18 protein-coding genes and 1 riboswitch are annotated in these 19,168 nt (G+C 73.1%); of the genes, 13 read left to right on the top strand and 5 right to left on the bottom strand.

Annotated features, from left to right (window positions below):
* Nucleotides 1-5 precede the first annotated feature (5 nt).
* Both ACF053_RS13720 and ACF053_RS13725 read left to right on the top strand, forming a co-directional pair.
* Nucleotides 6-509: an ATP-binding protein gene (locus tag ACF053_RS13720; RefSeq protein ID WP_391954038.1), complete on the top strand. Its 504-nt coding sequence runs from the start codon at nt 6-8 to the stop codon at nt 507-509.
* Nucleotides 510-977: 468 nt separating this feature from the next.
* On the top strand, nt 978-2,180 hold the full coding sequence (locus tag ACF053_RS13725; RefSeq protein WP_391954109.1) for a YncE family protein: 1,203 nt from the start codon (nt 978-980) through the stop codon (nt 2,178-2,180).
* Nucleotides 2,181-2,478: 298 nt separating this feature from the next.
* Here ACF053_RS13725 and ACF053_RS13730 read toward each other — a convergent pair whose 3' ends face one another.
* Nucleotides 2,479-3,117 carry a GNAT family N-acetyltransferase gene (locus ACF053_RS13730; RefSeq protein WP_391954039.1) on the bottom strand — a complete coding sequence of 213 codons (639 nt, stop codon included), beginning with the start codon at nt 3,115-3,117 and terminating at the stop codon, nt 2,479-2,481.
* A 116-nt stretch (nt 3,118-3,233) separates the two neighbouring features.
* On the opposite strand from ACF053_RS13730, the gene ACF053_RS13735 reads away from it, so the two are divergent.
* Complete coding sequence (locus tag ACF053_RS13735; protein ID WP_058942642.1) at nt 3,234-3,449, top strand: EF-hand domain-containing protein; 216 nt, start codon at nt 3,234-3,236, stop codon at nt 3,447-3,449.
* Nucleotides 3,450-3,554: 105 nt separating this feature from the next.
* Here ACF053_RS13735 and ACF053_RS13740 read toward each other — a convergent pair whose 3' ends face one another.
* From ACF053_RS13740 to gcvT, 4 genes are all read right to left on the bottom strand, one after another.
* Nucleotides 3,555-4,925: an L-serine ammonia-lyase gene (locus tag ACF053_RS13740; protein WP_391954040.1), complete on the bottom strand. Its 1,371-nt coding sequence runs from the start codon at nt 4,923-4,925 to the stop codon at nt 3,555-3,557.
* 193 nt (nt 4,926-5,118) lie between these two features.
* Nucleotides 5,119-6,378 carry a serine hydroxymethyltransferase gene (gene glyA, locus ACF053_RS13745; RefSeq protein WP_391954041.1) on the bottom strand — a complete coding sequence of 420 codons (1,260 nt, stop codon included), beginning with the start codon at nt 6,376-6,378 and terminating at the stop codon, nt 5,119-5,121.
* A 34-nt stretch (nt 6,379-6,412) separates the two neighbouring features.
* Nucleotides 6,413-6,787, bottom strand: a complete 375-nt coding sequence (gene gcvH, locus ACF053_RS13750; protein WP_058942645.1) for a glycine cleavage system protein GcvH — start codon at nt 6,785-6,787, stop codon at nt 6,413-6,415.
* A gap of 73 nt (nt 6,788-6,860) precedes the next feature.
* Nucleotides 6,861-7,976, bottom strand: a complete 1,116-nt coding sequence (gene gcvT, locus ACF053_RS13755; RefSeq protein ID WP_391954042.1) for a glycine cleavage system aminomethyltransferase GcvT — start codon at nt 7,974-7,976, stop codon at nt 6,861-6,863.
* A 164-nt stretch (nt 7,977-8,140) separates the two neighbouring features.
* Nucleotides 8,141-8,238, bottom strand: a riboswitch (glycine riboswitch).
* A 149-nt stretch (nt 8,239-8,387) separates the two neighbouring features.
* Between gcvT and ACF053_RS13760 the strand changes: the two genes are divergently transcribed.
* The 10 genes from ACF053_RS13760 (at nt 8,388) to ACF053_RS13805 (ending at nt 19,069) form a co-directional block, all read left to right on the top strand.
* Nucleotides 8,388-9,041 (top strand): AAA family ATPase, encoded by a 654-nt coding sequence (locus ACF053_RS13760; RefSeq protein ID WP_391954043.1) that lies wholly within the window; start codon nt 8,388-8,390, stop codon nt 9,039-9,041.
* 495 nt (nt 9,042-9,536) lie between these two features.
* Nucleotides 9,537-10,316: an enhanced serine sensitivity protein SseB gene (locus ACF053_RS13765; protein ID WP_391954044.1), complete on the top strand. Its 780-nt coding sequence runs from the start codon at nt 9,537-9,539 to the stop codon at nt 10,314-10,316.
* 55 nt (nt 10,317-10,371) lie between these two features.
* Entirely contained in the window at nt 10,372-11,190 is an 819-nt protein-coding gene (locus ACF053_RS13770) for an enhanced serine sensitivity protein SseB C-terminal domain-containing protein (RefSeq protein WP_391954045.1), read from the top strand.
* 205 nt (nt 11,191-11,395) lie between these two features.
* Nucleotides 11,396-13,066 carry an ABC transporter substrate-binding protein gene (locus ACF053_RS13775; protein ID WP_391954046.1) on the top strand — a complete coding sequence of 557 codons (1,671 nt, stop codon included), beginning with the start codon at nt 11,396-11,398 and terminating at the stop codon, nt 13,064-13,066.
* Between the two features lie 89 nt (nt 13,067-13,155).
* Complete coding sequence (locus ACF053_RS13780; protein ID WP_391954047.1) at nt 13,156-14,160, top strand: ABC transporter permease; 1,005 nt, start codon at nt 13,156-13,158, stop codon at nt 14,158-14,160.
* Nucleotide 14,161: 1 nt separating this feature from the next.
* Nucleotides 14,162-15,115, top strand: a complete 954-nt coding sequence (locus tag ACF053_RS13785) for an ABC transporter permease (RefSeq protein ID WP_058942651.1) — start codon at nt 14,162-14,164, stop codon at nt 15,113-15,115.
* A 6-nt stretch (nt 15,116-15,121) separates the two neighbouring features.
* A complete protein-coding gene (locus tag ACF053_RS13790; protein WP_058942652.1) occupies nt 15,122-16,123 on the top strand; it encodes an ABC transporter ATP-binding protein in 1,002 nt (333 codons plus the stop codon).
* Nucleotides 16,120-17,244, top strand: coding sequence for an ABC transporter ATP-binding protein (locus ACF053_RS13795; RefSeq protein WP_391954048.1), 1,125 nt, complete (start codon nt 16,120-16,122; stop codon nt 17,242-17,244). The genes ACF053_RS13790 and ACF053_RS13795 overlap by 4 nt, the downstream gene beginning before the upstream one ends.
* Before the next feature lie 302 nt (nt 17,245-17,546).
* Nucleotides 17,547-18,224, top strand: a complete 678-nt coding sequence (locus ACF053_RS13800) for a trimeric intracellular cation channel family protein (RefSeq protein WP_391954049.1) — start codon at nt 17,547-17,549, stop codon at nt 18,222-18,224.
* A gap of 26 nt (nt 18,225-18,250) precedes the next feature.
* Nucleotides 18,251-19,069, top strand: a complete 819-nt coding sequence (locus tag ACF053_RS13805; RefSeq protein ID WP_391954050.1) for a thioesterase family protein — start codon at nt 18,251-18,253, stop codon at nt 19,067-19,069.
* Nucleotides 19,070-19,168 lie beyond the last annotated feature (99 nt).

Raw genomic sequence — 19,168 nt, forward strand, 5'->3', positions numbered from 1 at the left:
GGGGCATGGCGGGGCTGGAAGGCGTGGAGCGACCGGGGGAGCGCGGCGGGGTGACCGCCGCGAGGTGGATGCCGTCCGCGGACGAGGAGCGGGCGCTCAGGGCGCTGGCGGAGTACGGGGACCCCACCGTCGAGGAGGTGCGGCTGCCGTCGCTGCCCGAGTCCGCCGCGACCGCCCGCCGGATCGCCCGCTGCGTCGTGCTCCGCCACTGGGTGCTCGGTCCGCAGGTCGCCGAGGACGTGGTCCTGCTCGTCTCCGAACTCGTCGGCAACGCCGTGCGGCACACCGGGGCGCGGGCGTTCGGGTTACGGATGCACCGCCGTCGGGGCCGGATCAGGATCGAGGTCCGCGACCCCTCGCGGGGGCTGCCCTGCCTGATGCCGGTGCAGGAGCTGGACGAGAGCGGGCGCGGGATCTTCCTCGTCGACAAGCTCTCGGACCGCTGGGGCGTGGACCTGCTGCCGCGCGGCAAGAACACGTGGTTCGAGATCCGCGTCGCCGACCGCTGAACCGTCGACCGCCGGCCCGCCACCCGCTCGTACCGCCGGCCCGCCCGGGCCGCGACCCGCTCGTACCGCCGCCCGCTCGGCCCGGCCGACCCCTGAACGCACCGGAGCCCCCTTGCGCGCCGTGGTCCGGCGCCGCGGGGGCTCCTCGTGGAGCGCCGCGGACGGAAGTGGGGTGTTGTCCGACGGCGCTGTCGACGACCTGGCCCGGGTCGAGGGGGTCGTAGGACTCGACTATGACAGACGGCGACCTCCCCGCCAAGACGGCATTCCGTACGAATCGCCACCCTTCCGGCGCAATGAAGAACAATCCAAGGTGAAACGCGCCACTCGCCTGGAAAACCATGAATAACTATCGAACGGAGCGAGTATTTCCTTCGCCCCGTCGGTGTCGCCGACCGGTCCGCGGACGGGTGTGGCCGGTCAATCCAGGAGGTACCGGGCGCATCATCCTTAAATGGTCGCGTGACCGTGCACCTCAGCAAGCGAACCACCGGCCTCCTCACGGCCGCCGCGCTGGCCCTCCTCGCCGGGTGCGGCGGCGCGGGGGTGCCCGGATCGCCCGCCGGCCCGGGGGCGGCGGCGCCGCCCGGCCGGCCCCACACGACCGCGACCGCGATCGCCCCGGACACCGGTACGGGCCCCCTGCCCGGCATGCCGCCCACGCTCGACCCCCGCGACGTCTACGCCGCCGCCCGCCCCGGCCGGCTCTCCCCGGCCGTCCGGGGCTTCCCCTCCCGGGTCTACGTCCCCAACACGCTCTCCGGCACCGTCTCGGTCATCGACCCCGCGACCTACCGCGTCGTCGACACCGTCCCGGTCGGCAAGCACCCCCAGCACGTCGTGCCGTCCTGGGACCTCAAGACCCTCTGGGTCACCAACGACCAGGGCCACACCCTCACCCCCCTCGACCCGGCCACGGGCCGGCGGCGCGGCGGGGACGTCGCGGTCCGCGACCCGTACAACCTCTACTTCACCCCCGACGGCCGTCACGCCGTCGTCATGGCCTCCCTCGACCGGGAGGTCGTCTTCCGCGACCCGCACACCATGGAACGCCGCCACACCGAACCCGCCCCCTGCCACGGCGTCAACCACGCCGACTTCTCCGCCGACGGCCGGTACGCCGTCGTCTCCTGCGAGTTCTCCGGTGAGCTGCTGAAGGTCGACACGCGCCGCAAGGAGGTCGTCGCACGGCTGGCCCTGCCCTTCGCCGGGGCCATGCCCCAGGACGTGAAGCTCTCGCCCGACGGCAGGACGTTCTACGTCGCCGACATGATGGCGCACGGCCTGTGGGCCCTGGACGGCGACGCCTTCACCACCCCGCGCCTGCTGCCCACCGGCAAGGGCTGCCACGGCCTGTACGTCTCCCGCGACTCCCGCGAGATGTACGTGCCGCACCGCGGCGAGGGCTCCGTCTCCGTCTTCGACTTCGCCCGGAAGCGGGTGACGAAGAAGTGGTGGCTCCCCGACGGGGGCTCGCCGGACATGGGCGGCGTCTCGGCGGACGGCACGGTGCTGTGGCTCTCCGGGCGGTACCACTCCGAGGTCTACGCGATCGACACGCGGACCGGTCGGCAACTCGCCCGCATCCCCGTCGGCGACGGCCCCCGCGGCCTGGCCGTCTACCCCCAGCCGGGCCGCTACTCCCTGGGCCACACAGGCGTCTTCCGCTGACGCCACGCCGAACCCCCGCCTCCGACCTCACCCGACCTGCGGCTCCTGCCGGGGGGCGGGCCTCCCGTCCGGCCTGCGGCTCCTGCCCGGCGTCGGGCCCTGCCCCGCCTCCGCCCGGGGCCCTGCCCGACCTCGGGCTCGTGCGCGCCTGGTGTCGGCGGCGTACGAGCAGGGCCCCCGGCCCCGCCCGCGCCCCGCCGAAACCCGGCCTCCCCACCGTCTCGTCCCCGACCGCTGCCGCTGCCGCTGCCGCTGCCGCTGCCGGTCCCGCTGCCGCTGCCGGTCCCGCTCGCCGCGGTCAGCGGGACACGAGCAGTGCCTCCGCGCACACCGGGCGGTACCCGGCCGCCTGGAACGTGCGCACGCTGCGGGCGTTGCCCGGCGGCTGCTGCGCCCACACCACCCCGCCCGGCACCAGGTGGCGGGCGGCCAGCGCCAGCCGCACGCCCAGGCCCCGCCCCCGGGCGGCCTCGTCGACCTCGACCGCGGCCTCCCAGCGCCCCGCCACCGCGCGCCCCAGGACCACCACCCCGCCGTCGGCGGCCCACACCCGCACGTCGTCCCGGTACGCCCGCGCCCGGACGACCCGCGGGTGGTCCGGGTCCCGCACCTCCCGCAGCGGCAGCGGCGGCGGGCCGTCCAGCCGGCCCGCGACGGTCAGCATGTCGACGGTGTCCATGCGGCGCCGCGTCCGGGCCATCAGCGCCGTCAGGAAGCCCGGGCTCATCGCCGCGGCCAGCGGGTCGGCCGACGAGGCCGCCAGCGCGGCCCGCACCCACGCCGGGTCCTCGTCCACGAACACCACCGAGTGCGCCGTGAACGCCAGCACGCCGGCGTCCCGCCGGCTCGGCTGCGGCACGACCACGGTGGAGCCGTCGGGCGGCGGGAACACTCCGCGCGCCGCTGCGGACAGGACGCGGGCCACATGGTCGCTCATACCGCCATCGTCCCCCGGAGCCCCGCCCCACCGGCCCCCGGGGCCCCGCGGTGCGCCCTCCACCCCTGCCGTTACGCTAGCCGCCGAAGTTGCACAGATCCTTAAGGGGTGGAGCGATGGCGGACATGGAGTCTGCGCGCAAGGCTTTCGACCGGTACGACGTCAACGGCGACGGCTTCATCACGGCCGCCGAGTACAAGAGCGTCATGGCTCAGCTCGGCGACTTCAACGTCACCGAGCCCGTCGCCCAGGCCGTCATCAACGCCCAGGACGCCAACGGTGACGGGCTGCTCAGCTGGGACGAGTTCTGGTCGCGCCTGAACAGGGCCTGACCGACCCGCGGCGGCCCTGACCGCCCCCGCACACCGAACGGCGCCCCCCGGGAGACCCGGGGGGCGCCGCTCGCGTCCGCCACGGCCCCGAGGCCCGGCCGACGCTCAGCACTCGATGATGTTCACCGCGAGGCCGCCGCGTGCCGTCTCCTTGTACTTGACCGACATGTCCGCGCCGGTCTCCTTCATCGTCTTGATGACCTTGTCCAGGGAGACCTTGTGGCTGCCGTCGCCGCGCAGCGCCATCCGCGCCGCCGTGACCGCCTTCACCGCTGCCATGCCGTTGCGCTCGATGCACGGGATCTGGACGAGGCCGCCGACCGGGTCGCAGGTCAGGCCGAGGTTGTGCTCCATGCCGATCTCCGCGGCGTTCTCCACCTGCTCGGGGGAGCCGCCCATGACCTCGGCGAGGGCCCCCGCCGCCATGGAGCAGGCCGAGCCGACCTCGCCCTGGCAGCCGACCTCGGCGCCGGAGATCGAGGCGTTCTCCTTGAACAGCATGCCGACCGCGCCGGCCGCGAGGAGGAACCGCACCACGCCGTCCTCGTCGGCGCCGGGCACGAAGTTCATGTAGTAGTGCAGCACCGCCGGGATGATGCCGGCCGCGCCGTTCGTCGGGGCGGTGACGACCCGGCCGCCGGCGGCGTTCTCCTCGTTGACCGCCATCGCGTAGAGCGTGATCCACTCCATGGAGAGCGCCAGCGGGTCGCCCTCGGAGCGCAGCTTGCGGGCGGTGGTCGCGGCCCGGCGGCGGACCTTCAGGCCGCCCGGCAGGATGCCCTCGCGGGACATGCCGCGCTCGACGCACGCCTGCATGACGCGCCAGATCTCCAGCAGCCCCTCGCGGATCTCCCGCTCGGTGCGCCACGCCTTCTCGTTCTCCAGCATCAGGGCGGAGATGGACAGGCCCGTCTCGCGGGTCAGGCGCAGCAGCTCGTCACCGGTGCGGAAGGGGTACTTCAGCACGGTGTCGTCGGGGACGATCGGGTTCTCGCCCTGCACGGCGTCCTCGTCCACGACGAAGCCGCCGCCGACCGAGTAGTACGTCTTCTCCAGCAGCGTCGCGCCCTCGGCGTCGTACGCCCACACGGTCATGCCGTTGGCGTGGTAGGGCAGGGCCTTGCGGCGGTGCAGGACCAGGTGCTCGTCGAAGTCGAAGGGGATCTCGTGCACCCCGAGGAGGTTGATGCGCCCCTCGCGCTTGATCCGCTCGACCTCGTCGTCGGCCGTCTCCACGTCGACGGTGCGGGGCGAGTCGCCCTCCAGGCCCAGCAGGACGGCCTTGGGGGTGCCGTGGCCGTGGCCGGTGGCGCCCAGGGAACCGAACAGCTCGCACCGCACGGAGGCGGTGTGGGCGAGCAGGCCCTCGTTCTTCAGGCGGCGCGCGAACATCCGGGCGGCGCGCATCGGGCCGACCGTGTGGGAGCTGGACGGGCCGATGCCGATCGAGAACAGGTCGAAGACCGAGATGGCCACGGGGGACTCCTTGGTGGGAAGACGTCGCTGTCTGCCGGGGTGGTGCGGGACAACGGGGGTGGGACCTGGGACGCGGGACGGGTGCGGGGGCGGGACGGGGCGGGGCGGGGGCAAGGGACGGGGCACCGCACTCACTGTCCAGTGTGCGCGGTGCCCCGCAGATCAGTCTGTTGCGTACGTAACGCCGTAAGGACTACAGACCAGGGTAAAGCGGGTGCTTCGCGGCGAGCGCGGAGACCCGGGCCTTCAGCGCCTCGGCGTCGTACGACGGCTTGAGCGCCTCGGCGATGACGTCGGCGACCTCGGCGAAGTCCTCGGCCTGGAAGCCGCGGGTGGCCAGGGCCGGGGTGCCGATGCGCAGACCGGAGGTGACCATCGGGGGCCGGGGGTCGTTCGGGATCGCGTTGCGGTTGACGGTGATCCCGACCTCGTGGAGGCGGTCCTCGGCCTGCTGGCCGTCCAGCTCGCTGTTGCGCAGGTCGACCAGGACCAGGTGCACGTCGGTGCCACCGGTCAGGACCGACACGCCGTGCTCGGTGACGTCCGGCTGGACCAGGCGCTCGGCGAGGGTGCGGGCGCCGTCCAGGGTGCGCTGCTGGCGCTCCTTGAACTCCTCGCTCGCCGCGACCTTGAAGGAGACCGCCTTCGCCGCGATCACGTGCTCCAGCGGGCCGCCCTGCTGACCGGGGAAGACCGCGGAGTTGATCTTCTTGGCGAGCTCGGCGGTCGACAGGATGACGCCGCCGCGCGGGCCGCCCAGCGTCTTGTGGGTCGTGGTGGTGACCACGTGGGCGTGCGGCACCGGGTTGGGGTGCAGCCCGGCCGCGACCAGGCCCGCGAAGTGGGCCATGTCGACCATGAGGTACGCGCCGACCTCGTCCGCGATCCGGCGGAAGGCGGCGAAGTCCAGCTGGCGCGGGTAGGCGGACCAGCCGGCGACGATCAGCTTCGGCTTGGACTCCTTGGCGAGGCGCTCGACCTCGGCCATGTCGACCTGACCGGTGGCGTCGTCCACGTGGTAGGCGACCACGTTGTAGAGCTTGCCGGAGAAGTTGATCTTCATGCCGTGGGTCAGGTGCCCGCCGTGGGCGAGGTTCAGACCCATGATCGTGTCGCCCGGCTTGAGCAGGGCGAACATCGCGGCGGCGTTGGCCTGCGCGCCGGAGTGCGGCTGCACGTTGGCGTGCTCCGCGCCGAAGAGCTCCTTGATGCGGTCGATCGCGATCTGCTCGACCACGTCGACGTGCTCGCAGCCGCCGTAGTAGCGGCGGCCCGGGTAGCCCTCGGCGTACTTGTTGGTGAGGACGGAGCCCTGGGCCTCCATGACGGCCACCGGAGCGAAGTTCTCCGAGGCGATCATCTCCAGGGTGTCCTGCTGGCGGCGGAGCTCGGCGTCGACGGCGGCGGCGACGTCCGGGTCCAGCTCGTGGAGAGGGGTGTTCAGAAGCGACATCACGCGGTCCCTAAGGGTGTGGGTGTCGGGCTGGTCAGCCGGCGAACTCGGTGTACTCGTCGGCGGAGAGCAGGTCCTGCGGCTCGTCCGTGACGCGCACCTTGAACAGCCAGCCGCCCTCGAACGGAGCGGTGTTCACCAGCGACGGGTCGTCCACGACCGCCTGGTTCGCCTCGACGACCTCACCGGTCACGGGCGAGTACAGGTCGCTGACGGACTTGGTCGACTCCAGCTCACCGCAGGTCTCGCCCGCGGTGATCGTGGCGCCGACCTCGGGGAGCTGGACGTACACGACGTCGCCCAGGGCGTTCGCCGCGTGCTCCGTGATGCCGACCGTCGCGACGCCGTCCTCGGCGGGCGACAGCCACTCGTGCTCCTTGCTGTAGCGCAGCTGCTGGGGGTTGCTCATGAGCTGAATTCTCCTGTACGCGCGGGAGTGGTGGTGAACGGGGGAGTCGTGCGGGTGGCGGGTGTGCCGGGCGTCACTTCTGGCGCTTGTAGAACGGCAGCGCCACCACGTCGTACGGCTCATGGGTACCGCGGATGTCGACGCCGACCCCGCTCGTACCCGCCTCGGCGTACGCGGCGTCCACGTACGCCATGGCGATCGGCTTGCCGAGGGTGGGGGAGGGGGCGCCCGAGGTGACCTCGCCGACCACGGTGCCGCCGGCGACCACGGACATCCCGGCGCGCGGCACCCGGCGGCCCTGGGCGACCAGGCCGACGAGCCGGCGCGGCGGGGCGGTCGCGGCGCGCTCGGCGGCGGCCTGGAGCGCCTCGCGGCCGACGAAGTCGCCCTCCTTCTCGAACTTCACGACCCGGCCCAGGCCCGCGTCGAACGGTGTCAGCGCGGTCGTCAGCTCGTGCCCGTACAGCGGCATGCCCGCCTCCAGGCGCAGCGTGTCGCGGCAGGACAGCCCGCAGGGGATCAGGCCGACGGGGGCGCCGGCCTCCGTCAGCGCCCGCCACAGCCGCTCCGCGTGCTCCGGCGCGGTGAACAGCTCGAAGCCGTCCTCACCGGTGTAGCCCGTACGGGCGATCAGCGCGGGGACGCCCGCGACGGTGCCGGGCAGACCCGCGTAGTACTTCAGCCCGTCGAGGTCGGCGTCGGTGAGGGACTTCAGGATGCCGGGGGACTCGGGGCCCTGCACGGCGATCAGCGCGTACGCGTCGCGGTCGTCGCGCACCTCGGCGTCGAAGCCGGCCGCGCGCTCCGTCAGGGCGTCCAGCACCACCTGGGCGTTGGAGGCGTTGGCGACGACCATGTACTCCTGCTCGCCGAGCCGGTACACGATCAGGTCGTCGAGGATGCCGCCGTCCTCGCGGCAGATCATGGTGTAGCGGGCGCGGCCCACGCCGACGCCGCCGATGTTGCCGACCAGCGCGTGGTCCAGCAGGGCGGCCGCCTGGGCGCCGGTCACGGTGATCTCGCCCATGTGGGAGAGGTCGAACAGGCCCGCGCGGGTGCGTACGGCGGTGTGCTCGTCGCGCTCGCTGGCGTACCGCAGCGGCATGTCCCAGCCGGCGAAGTCGGTCATGGTCGCGCCCAGCGAACGATGCAGCGCATCGAGGGCCGTGCGGCGGGGGGAAGTGCTCATGGAAAGGGCTCCCAGGTCCGGGGCATGGGTGGCGAGGACACGTCCTCCCCATCTGTCATCGGAACCTGAGAGGTTCGCCGTGACCCCGTGCGGGGCGCGGCTTGCACCTTGGGTGGAGCCGCGCGGCCCCGGCGTGCGGGGGACGGCTCGCTTTTCAGATCTGCCTCATCCGTGCGGTGCGGGGCCTGAGAGATTCAAGGGAGGAACTTGCTCCTTCGGCGCCCGGGCCACGGGGGGCCCGGAACTCTCCCGCGCGGATTCGATCGGCCGGTATGCGGTTGTCGGCGCGCACATCATCGCACGAGGGTCCGGATCGGCAAACCCTCGACCGGCGGCAAATCACTTGTGTCCCATTGCCGTTTCTTTACACTTCTTGGGCAGGCTGTGGGGGAGCCGAGCCCAGGAGGGGCCATGACGTTGCAGCGGTCCGGCGCCTACGCCACGACCGCGGGGGTACCGGCGCCGCCGGCGCTTCCCGCCCGTACGACCGCCGCCCCGGTCCTGCGCGACCTGCGCGAGCGCGGCGGGCGGGTCCCGCGCGAGCTGCTCTTCGGTGAGGGGGACGTGGTCGTAGTCTCCGGTCTTCCCGGCAGCGGCAAGTCCACACTCATCCGTTTCGCCGCCGCCGACCGCGCCGTCGACTCGCAGGACGTCCGCGAGCGGTGGGAGCGGCGCATGCCGCGCCTCCTCCCGTACGCCCTGTACCGGCCGCTCGTCCGCGTCGCCCACTACGCCGGGCTGCGGCGGCGGCTGCGCGCGGGCGGGGGCGTCGTCGTCCACGACTGCGGCACCCAGTCCTGGGTGCGCCGCTGGCTCGCCCGCGACGCCCGCCGCCGGGGCCGGTCCCTGCACCTGCTGCTCCTCGACGTCGACGCCGCCACCGCCCGCGCCGGCCAGCGCGAGCGGGGCAGGGGCGTGTCCTCGTACGCCTTCGCCCGGCACCGCAGGGCCGTCGGGCGCCTGGTGCGCGACGCCGAGCGGGGGCACCTGCCAGCCGGGTGCGCCTCCGCCGTCCTCCTCGACCGCGACGCCGCCTCGGCCCTCACCCGCATCCACTTCCGCTGACCCGCACGGGCCGGCGCGGCCCGCGCCCCCCACCCCGCCTCCTGCCGGCCCACGCCCCGTCGACCGCCTGCCCCCGGCCCGCGCCCCGCCGACGCGGCTCCTGCCGGCTCCCGCCGGCTCGCTCCTGTCGTCCGGCCGGCTCGCCGCCTCGCCGGGCCGCTCCCGCCGTGTCGCGCCCCGGTCGGCCCGTCCCGGGGAGCCCCGCAGCCTTCCGGCCCGTCCCGTCGACCCGGCTCCCGCCGCCTCGCCTCCCACTGGCCCGGCTCACGCCGCCCGGCTTCCGTTCCCGTCGCCTCGCCTCCCGGCGAAACGTCCGCGTCCCGGTCGGCCCCCGGGGACGCCCCGGCCGCCCCGCCGCCCGCGCCCGGCCGCCCCGTCGCCCGCGCCCGGCCGCCCCGCCGCCCGCCCCGGGACCGGGGCGCCGGTGGCGCGTACGTCCCGCGCTAGGGTGCTGCGGCACGCACCCGGACGGACCGGAAGGACGCACGAACGCCCGTGGACACGACAGCCGCAGCCGTCGACACCGCATGGCCCGCCAACGAGCTGGAGGAGGTCCTCTCGGCCTCCCTCGGCCGGAGCACGGCCGGCGCCCGCATCGTCGAGGTCCTCGGCCGCAGCCCCGTCTGGGTGCCGCTGCCCCGCGGCGGCGCCCCCGACTCCGCGGGCCCCGGCGCCCCCGGCCTGGACCTGCCCACCCTGGAGCTCGACGGCCTCCCGTACGTCCCCGTGTTCAGCTCCGAGACGCAGCTGCGGGCCTGCGCCGGTGCCCACATGGCGTACGCGGTGGCCCCCGCCGTCGAGTTCGCCCGGGGCCTGCCCCCACAGCTCGGCATCGCCCTGAACCCCGGCGGCACCATAGGCGTACCGCTCCCGCCGCCCGCCGTCGCCGAACTGTGCCGCGCGGGCCGCACCCCGCTCGACGGGCCCGCCGGCGGCGGCCGCGTGCGGCTCTTCGAACCGGACTGGCAGGACGACCCCGTCGACTTCCTCGGCGCCGCCGGCGCGGAGTTCGAGGCGACCGGCCTCGTCCGCACCGCCCGCCGCGCCCTGGCCAGCGTCGAGGGGGAGCCGCCCGCCCTCTTCGTCGGCGTCGAGCTCACCGCCCCCGAGACCGCCGACCGCACCGCCCCGCTGGACGCCCTCGGGCGGGCCCTCGGCCGCGTCCCCGTGCCCTGGCCGGTCAACCTCGTCCTCCTCGACGTCGCCGAGGACCCGGTCGGCGACTGGATGCGGGAAAAGGTCGCCCCCTTCTACCGCCGCGCGCACGGTTCCTGACCCGGGGCCCCCGTAAGCTGGACCGGAAGGCTTGCGGACGAGGGGCGGGATCCAGGTGAGCACGTCAGGCACGGCGGCGGCCGGTGGGGGCTCCCCCGGTCGGGCGGAGTCGGCTGCGGGGGGACAGGTCGAGCACCTGCTGGGGCAGGTCGCGCCCGGCCGCTACGACGCGTACGAGGCGCTGCTCCACGCCCTCGCCGACGCCGCCGTGTGGATGCTGCTGTGGCACGGCGAGGCCGGCGGCCCCGACGCCCAGTACGGGAACATGGAGGTCGACGGCCTCGGCTACGCCCCCTGCGTCACCTCCGCCCAGGAGCTCTCCGCCTCCGGCTGGAACCGCGCCCACGAGGTCGTCGCCGTCCGCGACGTCGCCCGCGCCCTCTACCCCGACCGCTGGGGGATCTGGCTCAACCCGCACACCCCGGGCGGCGGCGTCGGCATCCCCTGGGCCGACCTGCGCCGCATCGCCACCGGCCTGGACCGGATGCCCGCCGGGCCCCTCCGGCTCAGCGAGCCCGCCATCGAGCTGCCGCAGTTCTACGCCCTGCTCACGCAGAACGCCCACCGCACCCCGGCCGTCCGCTCCCTGCGCCGTGCCTGGGTCCAGCCGTCGCTCGGCACGCCCTACCTCGCGATCGGCCTCGACCTGTACGACACGGGCCGGGCCTCGGTCGACGCGGTGCGCGAGATGATGCGCCAGTCCGTCGCCGCCGTCCCGGACGGGCTGCCGGTGTCGACGGTCGCGATGTCGGACGCGTACGACCCGGTCGCCATGTGGCTGCGCGCCCACACCCGCCCCTTCTACGACCGCGAGGCGCACCTCGCCCCACCCGTCCCCGGGGCGGCCGGATACGGCTACCCGCAGCAGCGCTGAGGCGCCGCCCGGCGGCCGCCCCGAACTCCCCCGTGTGTCGCCGGTGTTAACTCCACCAGGGGTCTTGTCCGGGAACTGCCCGGTTTGGCGAGTGTCCGGGTCTCGACTAGGTATCACCGCTATCCGGACTGTTCTCCGCCGTGCCACCCGTCGGTAGTGTTCGGCCGTCAAGACCTCATTCACTAGGCCAAACCAGGGGTGGCCCATGCGAATATCCAAGTCCCGTACGGTCCGGGCGGTCACCGCGGCGCTCGCCGTCGGAATGATCGCTACGGGCTGTGCCAGCGAGCGCGGCAAGGACGGCGACAAGGGCGGCGACAAGGACACGTTCGTGTTCGCCGGTGCCGGTGACCCGAGCTCACTGGACCCCGCCCTCGCCAGCGACGGCGAGACCTTCCGGGTCACCCGCCAGGCCTTCGAGGCGCTGCTGGAGCACGAGCCCGGAGGCAGCAAGCTCGTCGGCGGCCTCGCCGAGTCGTGGTCCAGCAACGACGCCGGCACGGTGTGGACCTTCAACCTCCGCGAGAACGTGAAGTTCCACGACGGCGAGGCGTTCAACGCCGCCGCCGTCTGCGCCAACTACGACCACTGGTTCAACTGGAAGGGCACCTACCAGTCCAGCGCGGTCTCGTACTACTGGCAGTCCATCATGGGTGGCTTCGCGAAGAACGAGGACAAGGACGCCCCCAAGGCGAACTACAAGTCCTGCACCGCGAAGGACCCCAACACCGCGGTCATCGAGGTCCACGCGCCCTCCGCCAACCTGCCGGGCGGCTTCTCCCTCCAGGCGCTGGCGATCCACTCGCCGAAGGCCCTGAAGGCGTACGCCACGCAGGCGGCGACCGGCAAGGACGACGCCATCTCGTACCCGAAGTACAGCCAGGAGGCCGGCACGGTCGCCGGCACCGGCCCGTACCGGATCACGAAGTGGAACAAGGGCAACAAGGAGGTCACCCTCCAGCGCTTCGACGAGTACTGGGGCGACAAGGCGAAGGTGAAGAACCTCGTCTTCCGCACCATCTCCACCGAGGAGGGCCGCCGCCAGGCGCTCCAGGCGGGTGACATCCAGGGCTACGACCTGGTCTCCCCGGCCGACGTGAAGACGCTGGAGAAGGGCGGCTTCCAGGTCCCCACGCGTGACGTCTTCAACATCTTCTACGTCGGCATGTCGCAGGAGAAGCACCCGGCGCTGAAGAAGCCGCAGGTCCGGCAGGCGCTCGCGCACGCCATCGACCGCGACAACATCGTGAAGACGCAGCTGCCCGAGGGCGGCAAGACCGCGACGCAGTTCATGCCCGACACGGTCGCCGGCTTCTCGGACAAGGTGAAGACGTACCCGTTCGACACCGCCAAGGCCAAGCAGCTGCTGGCCGCCGCCGGCGAGTCGAAGCTGAAGATCGAGTTCTGCTACCCGACCGAGGTCACCCGGCCCTACATGCCGGCCCCGCAGGACATCTTCGAGCTGATGAAGGCCGACCTGGAGAAGGCGGGCGTCACCGTCACCCCGAAGCCGCTGAAGTGGGCGCCGGACTACCTGGACGCCACCGAGGCCGGAGCCTGCGCCCTGCACATGCTCGGCTGGACCGGTGACTTCAACGACGGCTACAACTTCATCGGCACCTGGTTCGCCGAGTACGACAAGCAGTGGGGCTTCAAGGACCAGAAGGTCTTCGACGCGGTCACCGCGGCCTCCAAGGAGACCGACCCGGCCAAGCGCGTCGAGGCGTACAAGAAGGCCAACGACATCATCATGGAGTACCTGCCGGGCCTCCCGGTCTCGTCCTCCCCGCCGGCCATCGCGTTCGCCAAGGACGTCAACCCGCCGAAGGTCTCCCCGCTGACGCAGGAGAACTTCGCCGAGGTCTCCTTCAAGTAACCCCATCCACCCGCGGGTCCGCCCGGCCACAGCACTGCGTGGCCGGGCGGACCCGCATCTGACGCACACGCAAGAAAGGGGCACGCGGGGTGCTGCGACTCGTCGTACGAAGACTGCTACAGCTGATACCCACCCTGCTCGGCCTGTCGGTTCTCCTCTTCCTCTGGCTGAACCGGCTGCCCGGCGGACCCGCCTCGGCGATCCTGGGCGAACGGGCGACACCCACCGAAGTGGCGCGCATCAACCGTGCGCTCGGCCTCGACCAGCCGGTCTGGGTGCAGTACGGCCGCTTCCTCAAGCGCATCGCCGAACTCGACCTCGGCACCTCGACCAAGACCGGCCAGCCCGTCTGGGACGAGTTCGCGCTGCGCTTCCCGGCCACGGTCGAGCTGAGCGTCGCCGCCATGCTGATCGCCGTGGTCGTCGGCATCCCGCTCGGCTACCTCGCCGCCCGCCGCCGCGGCGGCTGGCTCGACGTCGCCTCGGTCTCCGGCTCGCTCATCGGCATCTGCGTGCCGGTCTTCTTCCTCGGGCTGATCCTCAAGGGCATCTTCGCGGTCAACCTGCACGTCTTCCCGACGTACGGGCGCCTGACCACCGGCCTGGACGCGACCGAGGTCACCGGCTTCGCCGTCCTCGACGGCCTGCTCACCGGGGAGTTCGACGCGGCCGGCGACGCCCTGTGGCACCTCGTCCTGCCCGCCGTGACGCTCGCCTCCATCCCCCTCGCCGTGATCGTCCGCATGACGCGCGCCAGCGTCCTGGAGGTCCTCGGCGAGGACTACGTCCGCACCGCCGAGTCCAAGGGCCTGGAGAAGCGGGTCGTCCGCCTCCGCCACGTCCTGCGCAACGCCCTCCTCCCGGTCGTCACCGCCATCGGTCTGCTCACCGGCTCCCTGCTGTCGGGCGCGGTCCTCACCGAGTCCGTCTTCGACTTCGGCGGGATCGGCTCCTTCATCAAGATCGCCATCGACGCCCGCGACTACCCGGTGCTGGTGGGCTTCATCATGTTCATCGCCATGATCTACGTCGTCATCAACCTCCTCGTCGACCTGGCCTACAGCCTCATTGACCCGAGAGTGCGGGTGAACTGACGTGTCCACCAAGACCGACAAGATCGCCAGGCTCGCCGAGCTGACCCAGGCCAACGAGAGCACGAGCGGCGCCAGCCTGTGGCGCGAGGCGTTCCGCCGCCTCAAGACGAGCAAGATGGCGGTCATCGGCGCCGTGGTCATCGCGCTGTTCGTCGTCGTCGCCGTCATCGGCCCGTGGGTCGCCCCGCACGCCCCGACCGCGCAGAGCTGGCGGGGCGAGGTCTTCCCCAACCAGGGCAAGTTCGTCGGCGCCCGCGGGGAGAACTGGTTCGGCCTCGACCACCTCGGCCGCGACATGTTCTCCCGGATGCTCGTCGGCGCCCGGCAGACCCTGCTCGTCGGCGTCGTGTCGATGCTCATCGGCCTCGTGGTCGGCGCGACGATCGGCATGCTCTCCGGCGCCGCCGCCACCCTCGGAGGCAAGGCCGGCCGGCGGATCGACACCGTCGTCATGCGGTTCATCGACATCCTGCTGTCCCTGCCGTCGCTGCTCCTGGCCGTGTCCGTCGCGGCCGTCATGGGGCAGTCCCTGACCACCGTGATGATCGCCGTCGGCGTCGTGCAGATCCCGATCTTCGCCCGTCTGCTGCGCGGTTCGATGCTCGCCCAGGGCGGCTCGGACTACGTCCTGGCGGCCAAGGCCCTCGGCGTGCGCCGCCGGCGGATCGTCCTCACGCAGATCCTGCCCAACTCGCTCAGCCCCGTGATCGTCCAGGCGACCCTCAGCCTCGCCACCGCGATCATCGAGGCGGCCGCCCTGTCCTACCTGGGGCTCGGCAACCCGGACCCGGCCGTCCCCGAGTGGGGCGTGATGCTCTCCCAGGCGCAGCGGTTCTTCGACAACGCGCCGATGATGGCGGTCTACCCGGCCGTCGGGATCATCATCACCGCCCTCGGCTTCACCCTGCTCGGCGAGGCCATGCGCGAAGCCCTCGACCCGAAGCTGCGAGGCTGAACTGCCATGCCACTGCTCACTGTCGACGAACTCACCGTCACCTTCGGCGGACGCGGCCGCAAGCCCTCCACCGCCGTCGACGGGGTCTCCTTCACCGTGGACCAGGGCCAGGTCGTGGGCCTGGTCGGCGAGTCCGGCTGCGGCAAGTCCGTGACCTCCCTCGCCCTGATGGGACTCCTCCCGCGCAAGGGCGTCACCGTCGGCGGCCGCGCCGTCTTCGACGGCGAGGACCTGCTCACCATGGGGGACAAGCGGATCCGGGACATGCGCGGCAGCAAGCTCGCCATGATCTTCCAGGACCCGCTCTCCTCCCTGAACCCGGTCGTCCCGATCGGCGTGCAGGTCACCGAGATCCTCAAGCGCCACCGCGGCATGAAGGGGGAGGCCGCCCGCAAGGAGGCCGCCCACCTGCTCGACCGGGTCGGCATCCCCGACCCGGCGCGGCGGCTCGACGAGTACCCGCACCAGCTCTCCGGCGGCATGCGCCAGCGCGCCCTGATCGCCATGGCGGTGGCGTGCGCGCCCCGGCTGCTCATCGCCGACGAGCCGACGACCGCCCTCGACGTGACGATCCAGGCGCAGATCCTGGAGCTGCTCAAGGAGCTCGTCGAGGAGGAGGGCACGGCCCTGCTGATGATCACGCACGACCTCGGGGTCGTCGCGGGCCTGTGCGACGAGGTCAACGTCCTCTACGCGGGCAAGGCCGTGGAGTCGGCGGGCCGCCGCGAGCTGTTCGCCCACCCCACCCACCCGTACGCGCACGGCCTGCTGGGGTCCATCCCCCGCCTGGACGCCCCGCGCGGCGAGCCGCTCCGCCCCATCCGCGGCTCCATCAACGACAAGATCGCCTGGGCGGACGGCTGCGCGTTCGCGCCGCGCTGCGACTTCTACACCATGGAGTGCCTCACCGGCACGCCCCAGCTCACCGAGCCGCGCGCCGAGGGCCACCAGGTGCGCTGCGTGAACCCCGTCATGCCCGACGCACCGGCCGAGGAGGTACCGGCATGAGCCTGCTCGCACTGGACGGAGTGAAGGTCCACTTCCCGGTCAGGAAGGGCGTCCTCTTCGACCGCACCGTCGGTCACGTGTACGCCGTGGACGGCGTCTCGCTGACCGTCGAGGCCGGTCAGACGTACGGCCTGGTCGGCGAGTCCGGCTGCGGCAAGACCACCCTGGGCCGGGCGGTCCTGCGGCTGGTCGACATCACGGACGGCGAGGTCCTCTTCGACGGCACCGACCTGGCGAAGCTGCCCGAGGAGGAGATGCGCCGGTTCCGGCGCCGGCTGCAGATGGTCTTCCAGGACCCGCTGGGCAGCCTCAACCCCCGCCAGAACATCGAGTCGATCCTGTCCGAGGGCATGATCGCGCACGGCATCGGGGCGAACCAGGACGAGCGCCGGGAGAAGATCAAGGCGATCCTCGCCCGGGTGGGCCTGCCCACCAACGCGCTCTCCCGCTACCCGCACGAGTTCTCGGGCGGCCAGCGCCAGCGCATCGGCATCGCGCGGGCGCTCGTGCTGGAGCCGGACGTCATCATCTGCGACGAGCCGGTCTCGGCCCTGGACGTGTCGATCCAGGCGCAGGTCATCAACCTGCTGGAGGAGCTCCAGCAGCAGCTGGGCCTGACCTACCTCGTCATCGCCCACGACCTGGCCGTCGTCCGGCACATCTCGGACGTCATCGGGGTGATGTACCTCGGCTCCCTCGTCGAGGAGGCCCCGAGCGACGCCCTGTACGCGGAGCCCAGGCACCCGTACACCCGGGCGCTGATGTCGGCGGTGCCGGTACCGGACCCGGAGGTCGAGGACCGCCGCGAGCGCATCCTGCTCCGCGGAGACCTGCCCTCCCCGGCCAATCCGCCGAGCGGCTGCCGCTTCCACACCCGCTGCCCCTGGGCCCGGCCCCGGTGCGCCGAGGAGCGGCCCGTGCTGACGGACGCGGGCGACGGCCACAAGGTGGCCTGCCACTTCACGGCCGAGATCGCGTCGGGGGAGCTGGAGCCGACCCGGCCGACCGGCCTGGAGGCCGTCGTGGGGACCGTGCCCTCCCCGGCGGAGGCGCCGGAGGCTTCGGAGGCCGTGGGCGCGGAGGGGACCGCGGGGGAGACCGCGGCGAAGAAGACGGTGTGACGGCGGGCCGCCCGCCGTACCGGGTGGCCGCCGCCCGGCCCGCGCTTCGCGGGCCGGGCCCCGTCCACCGCGTGGGCCTGCGCGGCCCGTGCGGTGGACGGGCGTGTCGGGTGCTCGGCGGCCGGGGCGGCGGGTGGACGGCGTCTCGGGCGGACGGCGGCCCGCGCGGTGGGCGGACGGCGGCCCGCGCGGTGGGCGGACGGTGCCGGAGACCGTGAGGACCGGGCCGCCGGCCGGGCCGGGACGGGCCGGCGGGTGAGACGGCGCGCCGTGACCCGCCTGGCACGCGGTACAACAGTGCGGTGCTCCAGTCTCTGTTCACCCCCTCCGTGCTCCACGCGCTCGACCTCGCGGGGATCTTCGTCTTCGCGATCTCCGGCGCGCTCCTCGCCGTCCGGAAGAACTTCGACGTCTTCGGCATGGCCGTGCTCGCCGAGGTCACCGCGCTGGGCGGCGGGCTGCTGCGGGACCTGATCATCGGCGCCGTACCGCCCGCGGCCTTCACCGACCTCGGGTACTTCCTGATGCCCCTGGTCGCCACGGTGCTGGTGTTCTTCCTGCACCCCGTCGTCGAGCGCACCCAGGCGGCCGTCAACACCTTCGACGCCGCCGGACTGGGGCTGTTCTGCGTGGCCGGGACGACCAAGGCGTACGAGTACGGGCTCGGGCTCACCCAGTCCGCGGTCCTCGGGCTGGCGACCGCCGTCGGGGGCGGCGTGCTGCGCGACGTGCTCGCCAACGAGGCGCCGTCGCTGCTGCGCTGGGACCGCGACCTCTACGCGGTGCCCGCGATCGTCGGCTCGACCATGGTGGCGCTCTTCCTCCACTTCCACGTGCTCAACCCGTTCACCAGCGCCGTCGCCGCGCTCGCCGCCTTCGTCCTGCGCCTGCTCGCGCTGCGCTACCGCTGGCGGGCGCCGCGGGCCTGGAACCGGCGCTCCACCGCCTCGGAGGAGGCCCCCGAGAAAGCTACCGCTTAGTAGTTTCCTGTTGTACCGTGCTGCGCATGGACAGCAGTCAGTTCGACCGCGACACCGCGGTCGCCCTCCGCTCCCCGGGCGTCTACGACACGGACCTCTCCGCCGACTGGACGATCTTCGGCGTCGTCAACGGCGGATACCTGCTCGCCCTGCTGGGCCGCGCCCTCGGCGACGCGCTCCCGCACCCGCACCCCTTCTCGGTCTCGGCCCACTACCTGGCGCCCTCGCTGCCCGGCCCCGCCGTCATCCGCACCGAGATCGTCCGGACCGGCCGCACCCTCTCGACCGGCCAGGCGTCGCTCTACCAGCGTGCCGAGGACGGCACCGAGCGCGAGCACATCCGCGTCCTCGCCACCTACGGCGACCTCGACGCCCTCAGCGACGACGTGCGCACCAGCGCCAAGCCGCCGGCCATCCCCCCGTACGAGCACTGCCTCGGTCCGTCCGACGCCCCCGAGCCGCTGCCCGGATCCGCCGAGATCACCCGGCTGCTCGACATCAAGCTCGACCCGGCCACCCTCGGCTGGGCGCTCGGCGCCCCCTCCGGCAAGGGCGAGGTGCGCGGCTGGTTCGGCCTCGCCGACGGCCGCGACCCCGACCCGCTCTCCCTGCTGCTGACCGTCGACGCGCTGCCGCCCACCGCCTTCGACCTCGGCCTCAGCGGCTGGACGCCGACCGTCGAGCTCACCGCCCACGTCCGCTGCCGCCCCGCCCCCGGACCGCTGCGCGTCTCCATCACCACGCGCAACCTCGCCGGCGGCTTCCTGGAGGAGGACGCGGAGGTCTGGGACAGCGCCGACCGGCTCGTCGCGCAGTCCCGCCAGCTCGCTCGCGCGCCCCGCTGACGCCGGGGCCGCCGTCCGTACCCGGGTGCGGACGGCGCCCGGCTCCGTGCCCGTACCGGGTGCGGCTGACGCCCGGCCCCGTGCTCGTGCCCCTGCCGG

This window comes from Streptomyces kanasensis (assembly GCF_043077165.1).
GTDB classification, from domain to species: domain Bacteria; phylum Actinomycetota; class Actinomycetes; order Streptomycetales; family Streptomycetaceae; genus Streptomyces; species Streptomyces changanensis.

Bases quoted from the DNA above. Each gene is read 5' to 3' on its own strand.
- ACF053_RS13805 (WP_391954050.1), top strand. From the start codon at position 18,251: ATGGACAGCAGTCAGTTCGACCGCGACACCGCGGTCGCCCTCCGCTCC.
- ACF053_RS13790 (WP_058942652.1), top strand. From the start codon at position 15,122: ATGCCACTGCTCACTGTCGACGAACTCACCGTCACCTTCGGCGGACGC.
- ACF053_RS13720 (WP_391954038.1), top strand. From the start codon at position 6: ATGGCGGGGCTGGAAGGCGTGGAGCGACCGGGGGAGCGCGGCGGGGTG.
- ACF053_RS13730 (WP_391954039.1), bottom strand. From the start codon at position 3,117: ATGAGCGACCATGTGGCCCGCGTCCTGTCCGCAGCGGCGCGCGGAGTG.
- ACF053_RS13775 (WP_391954046.1), top strand. From the start codon at position 11,396: ATGCGAATATCCAAGTCCCGTACGGTCCGGGCGGTCACCGCGGCGCTC.
- ACF053_RS13760 (WP_391954043.1), top strand. From the start codon at position 8,388: ATGACGTTGCAGCGGTCCGGCGCCTACGCCACGACCGCGGGGGTACCG.
- gcvT (WP_391954042.1), bottom strand. From the start codon at position 7,976: ATGAGCACTTCCCCCCGCCGCACGGCCCTCGATGCGCTGCATCGTTCG.
- ACF053_RS13735 (WP_058942642.1), top strand. From the start codon at position 3,234: ATGGCGGACATGGAGTCTGCGCGCAAGGCTTTCGACCGGTACGACGTC.
- gcvH (WP_058942645.1), bottom strand. From the start codon at position 6,787: ATGAGCAACCCCCAGCAGCTGCGCTACAGCAAGGAGCACGAGTGGCTG.
- ACF053_RS13795 (WP_391954048.1), top strand. From the start codon at position 16,120: ATGAGCCTGCTCGCACTGGACGGAGTGAAGGTCCACTTCCCGGTCAGG.
- glyA (WP_391954041.1), bottom strand. From the start codon at position 6,378: ATGTCGCTTCTGAACACCCCTCTCCACGAGCTGGACCCGGACGTCGCC.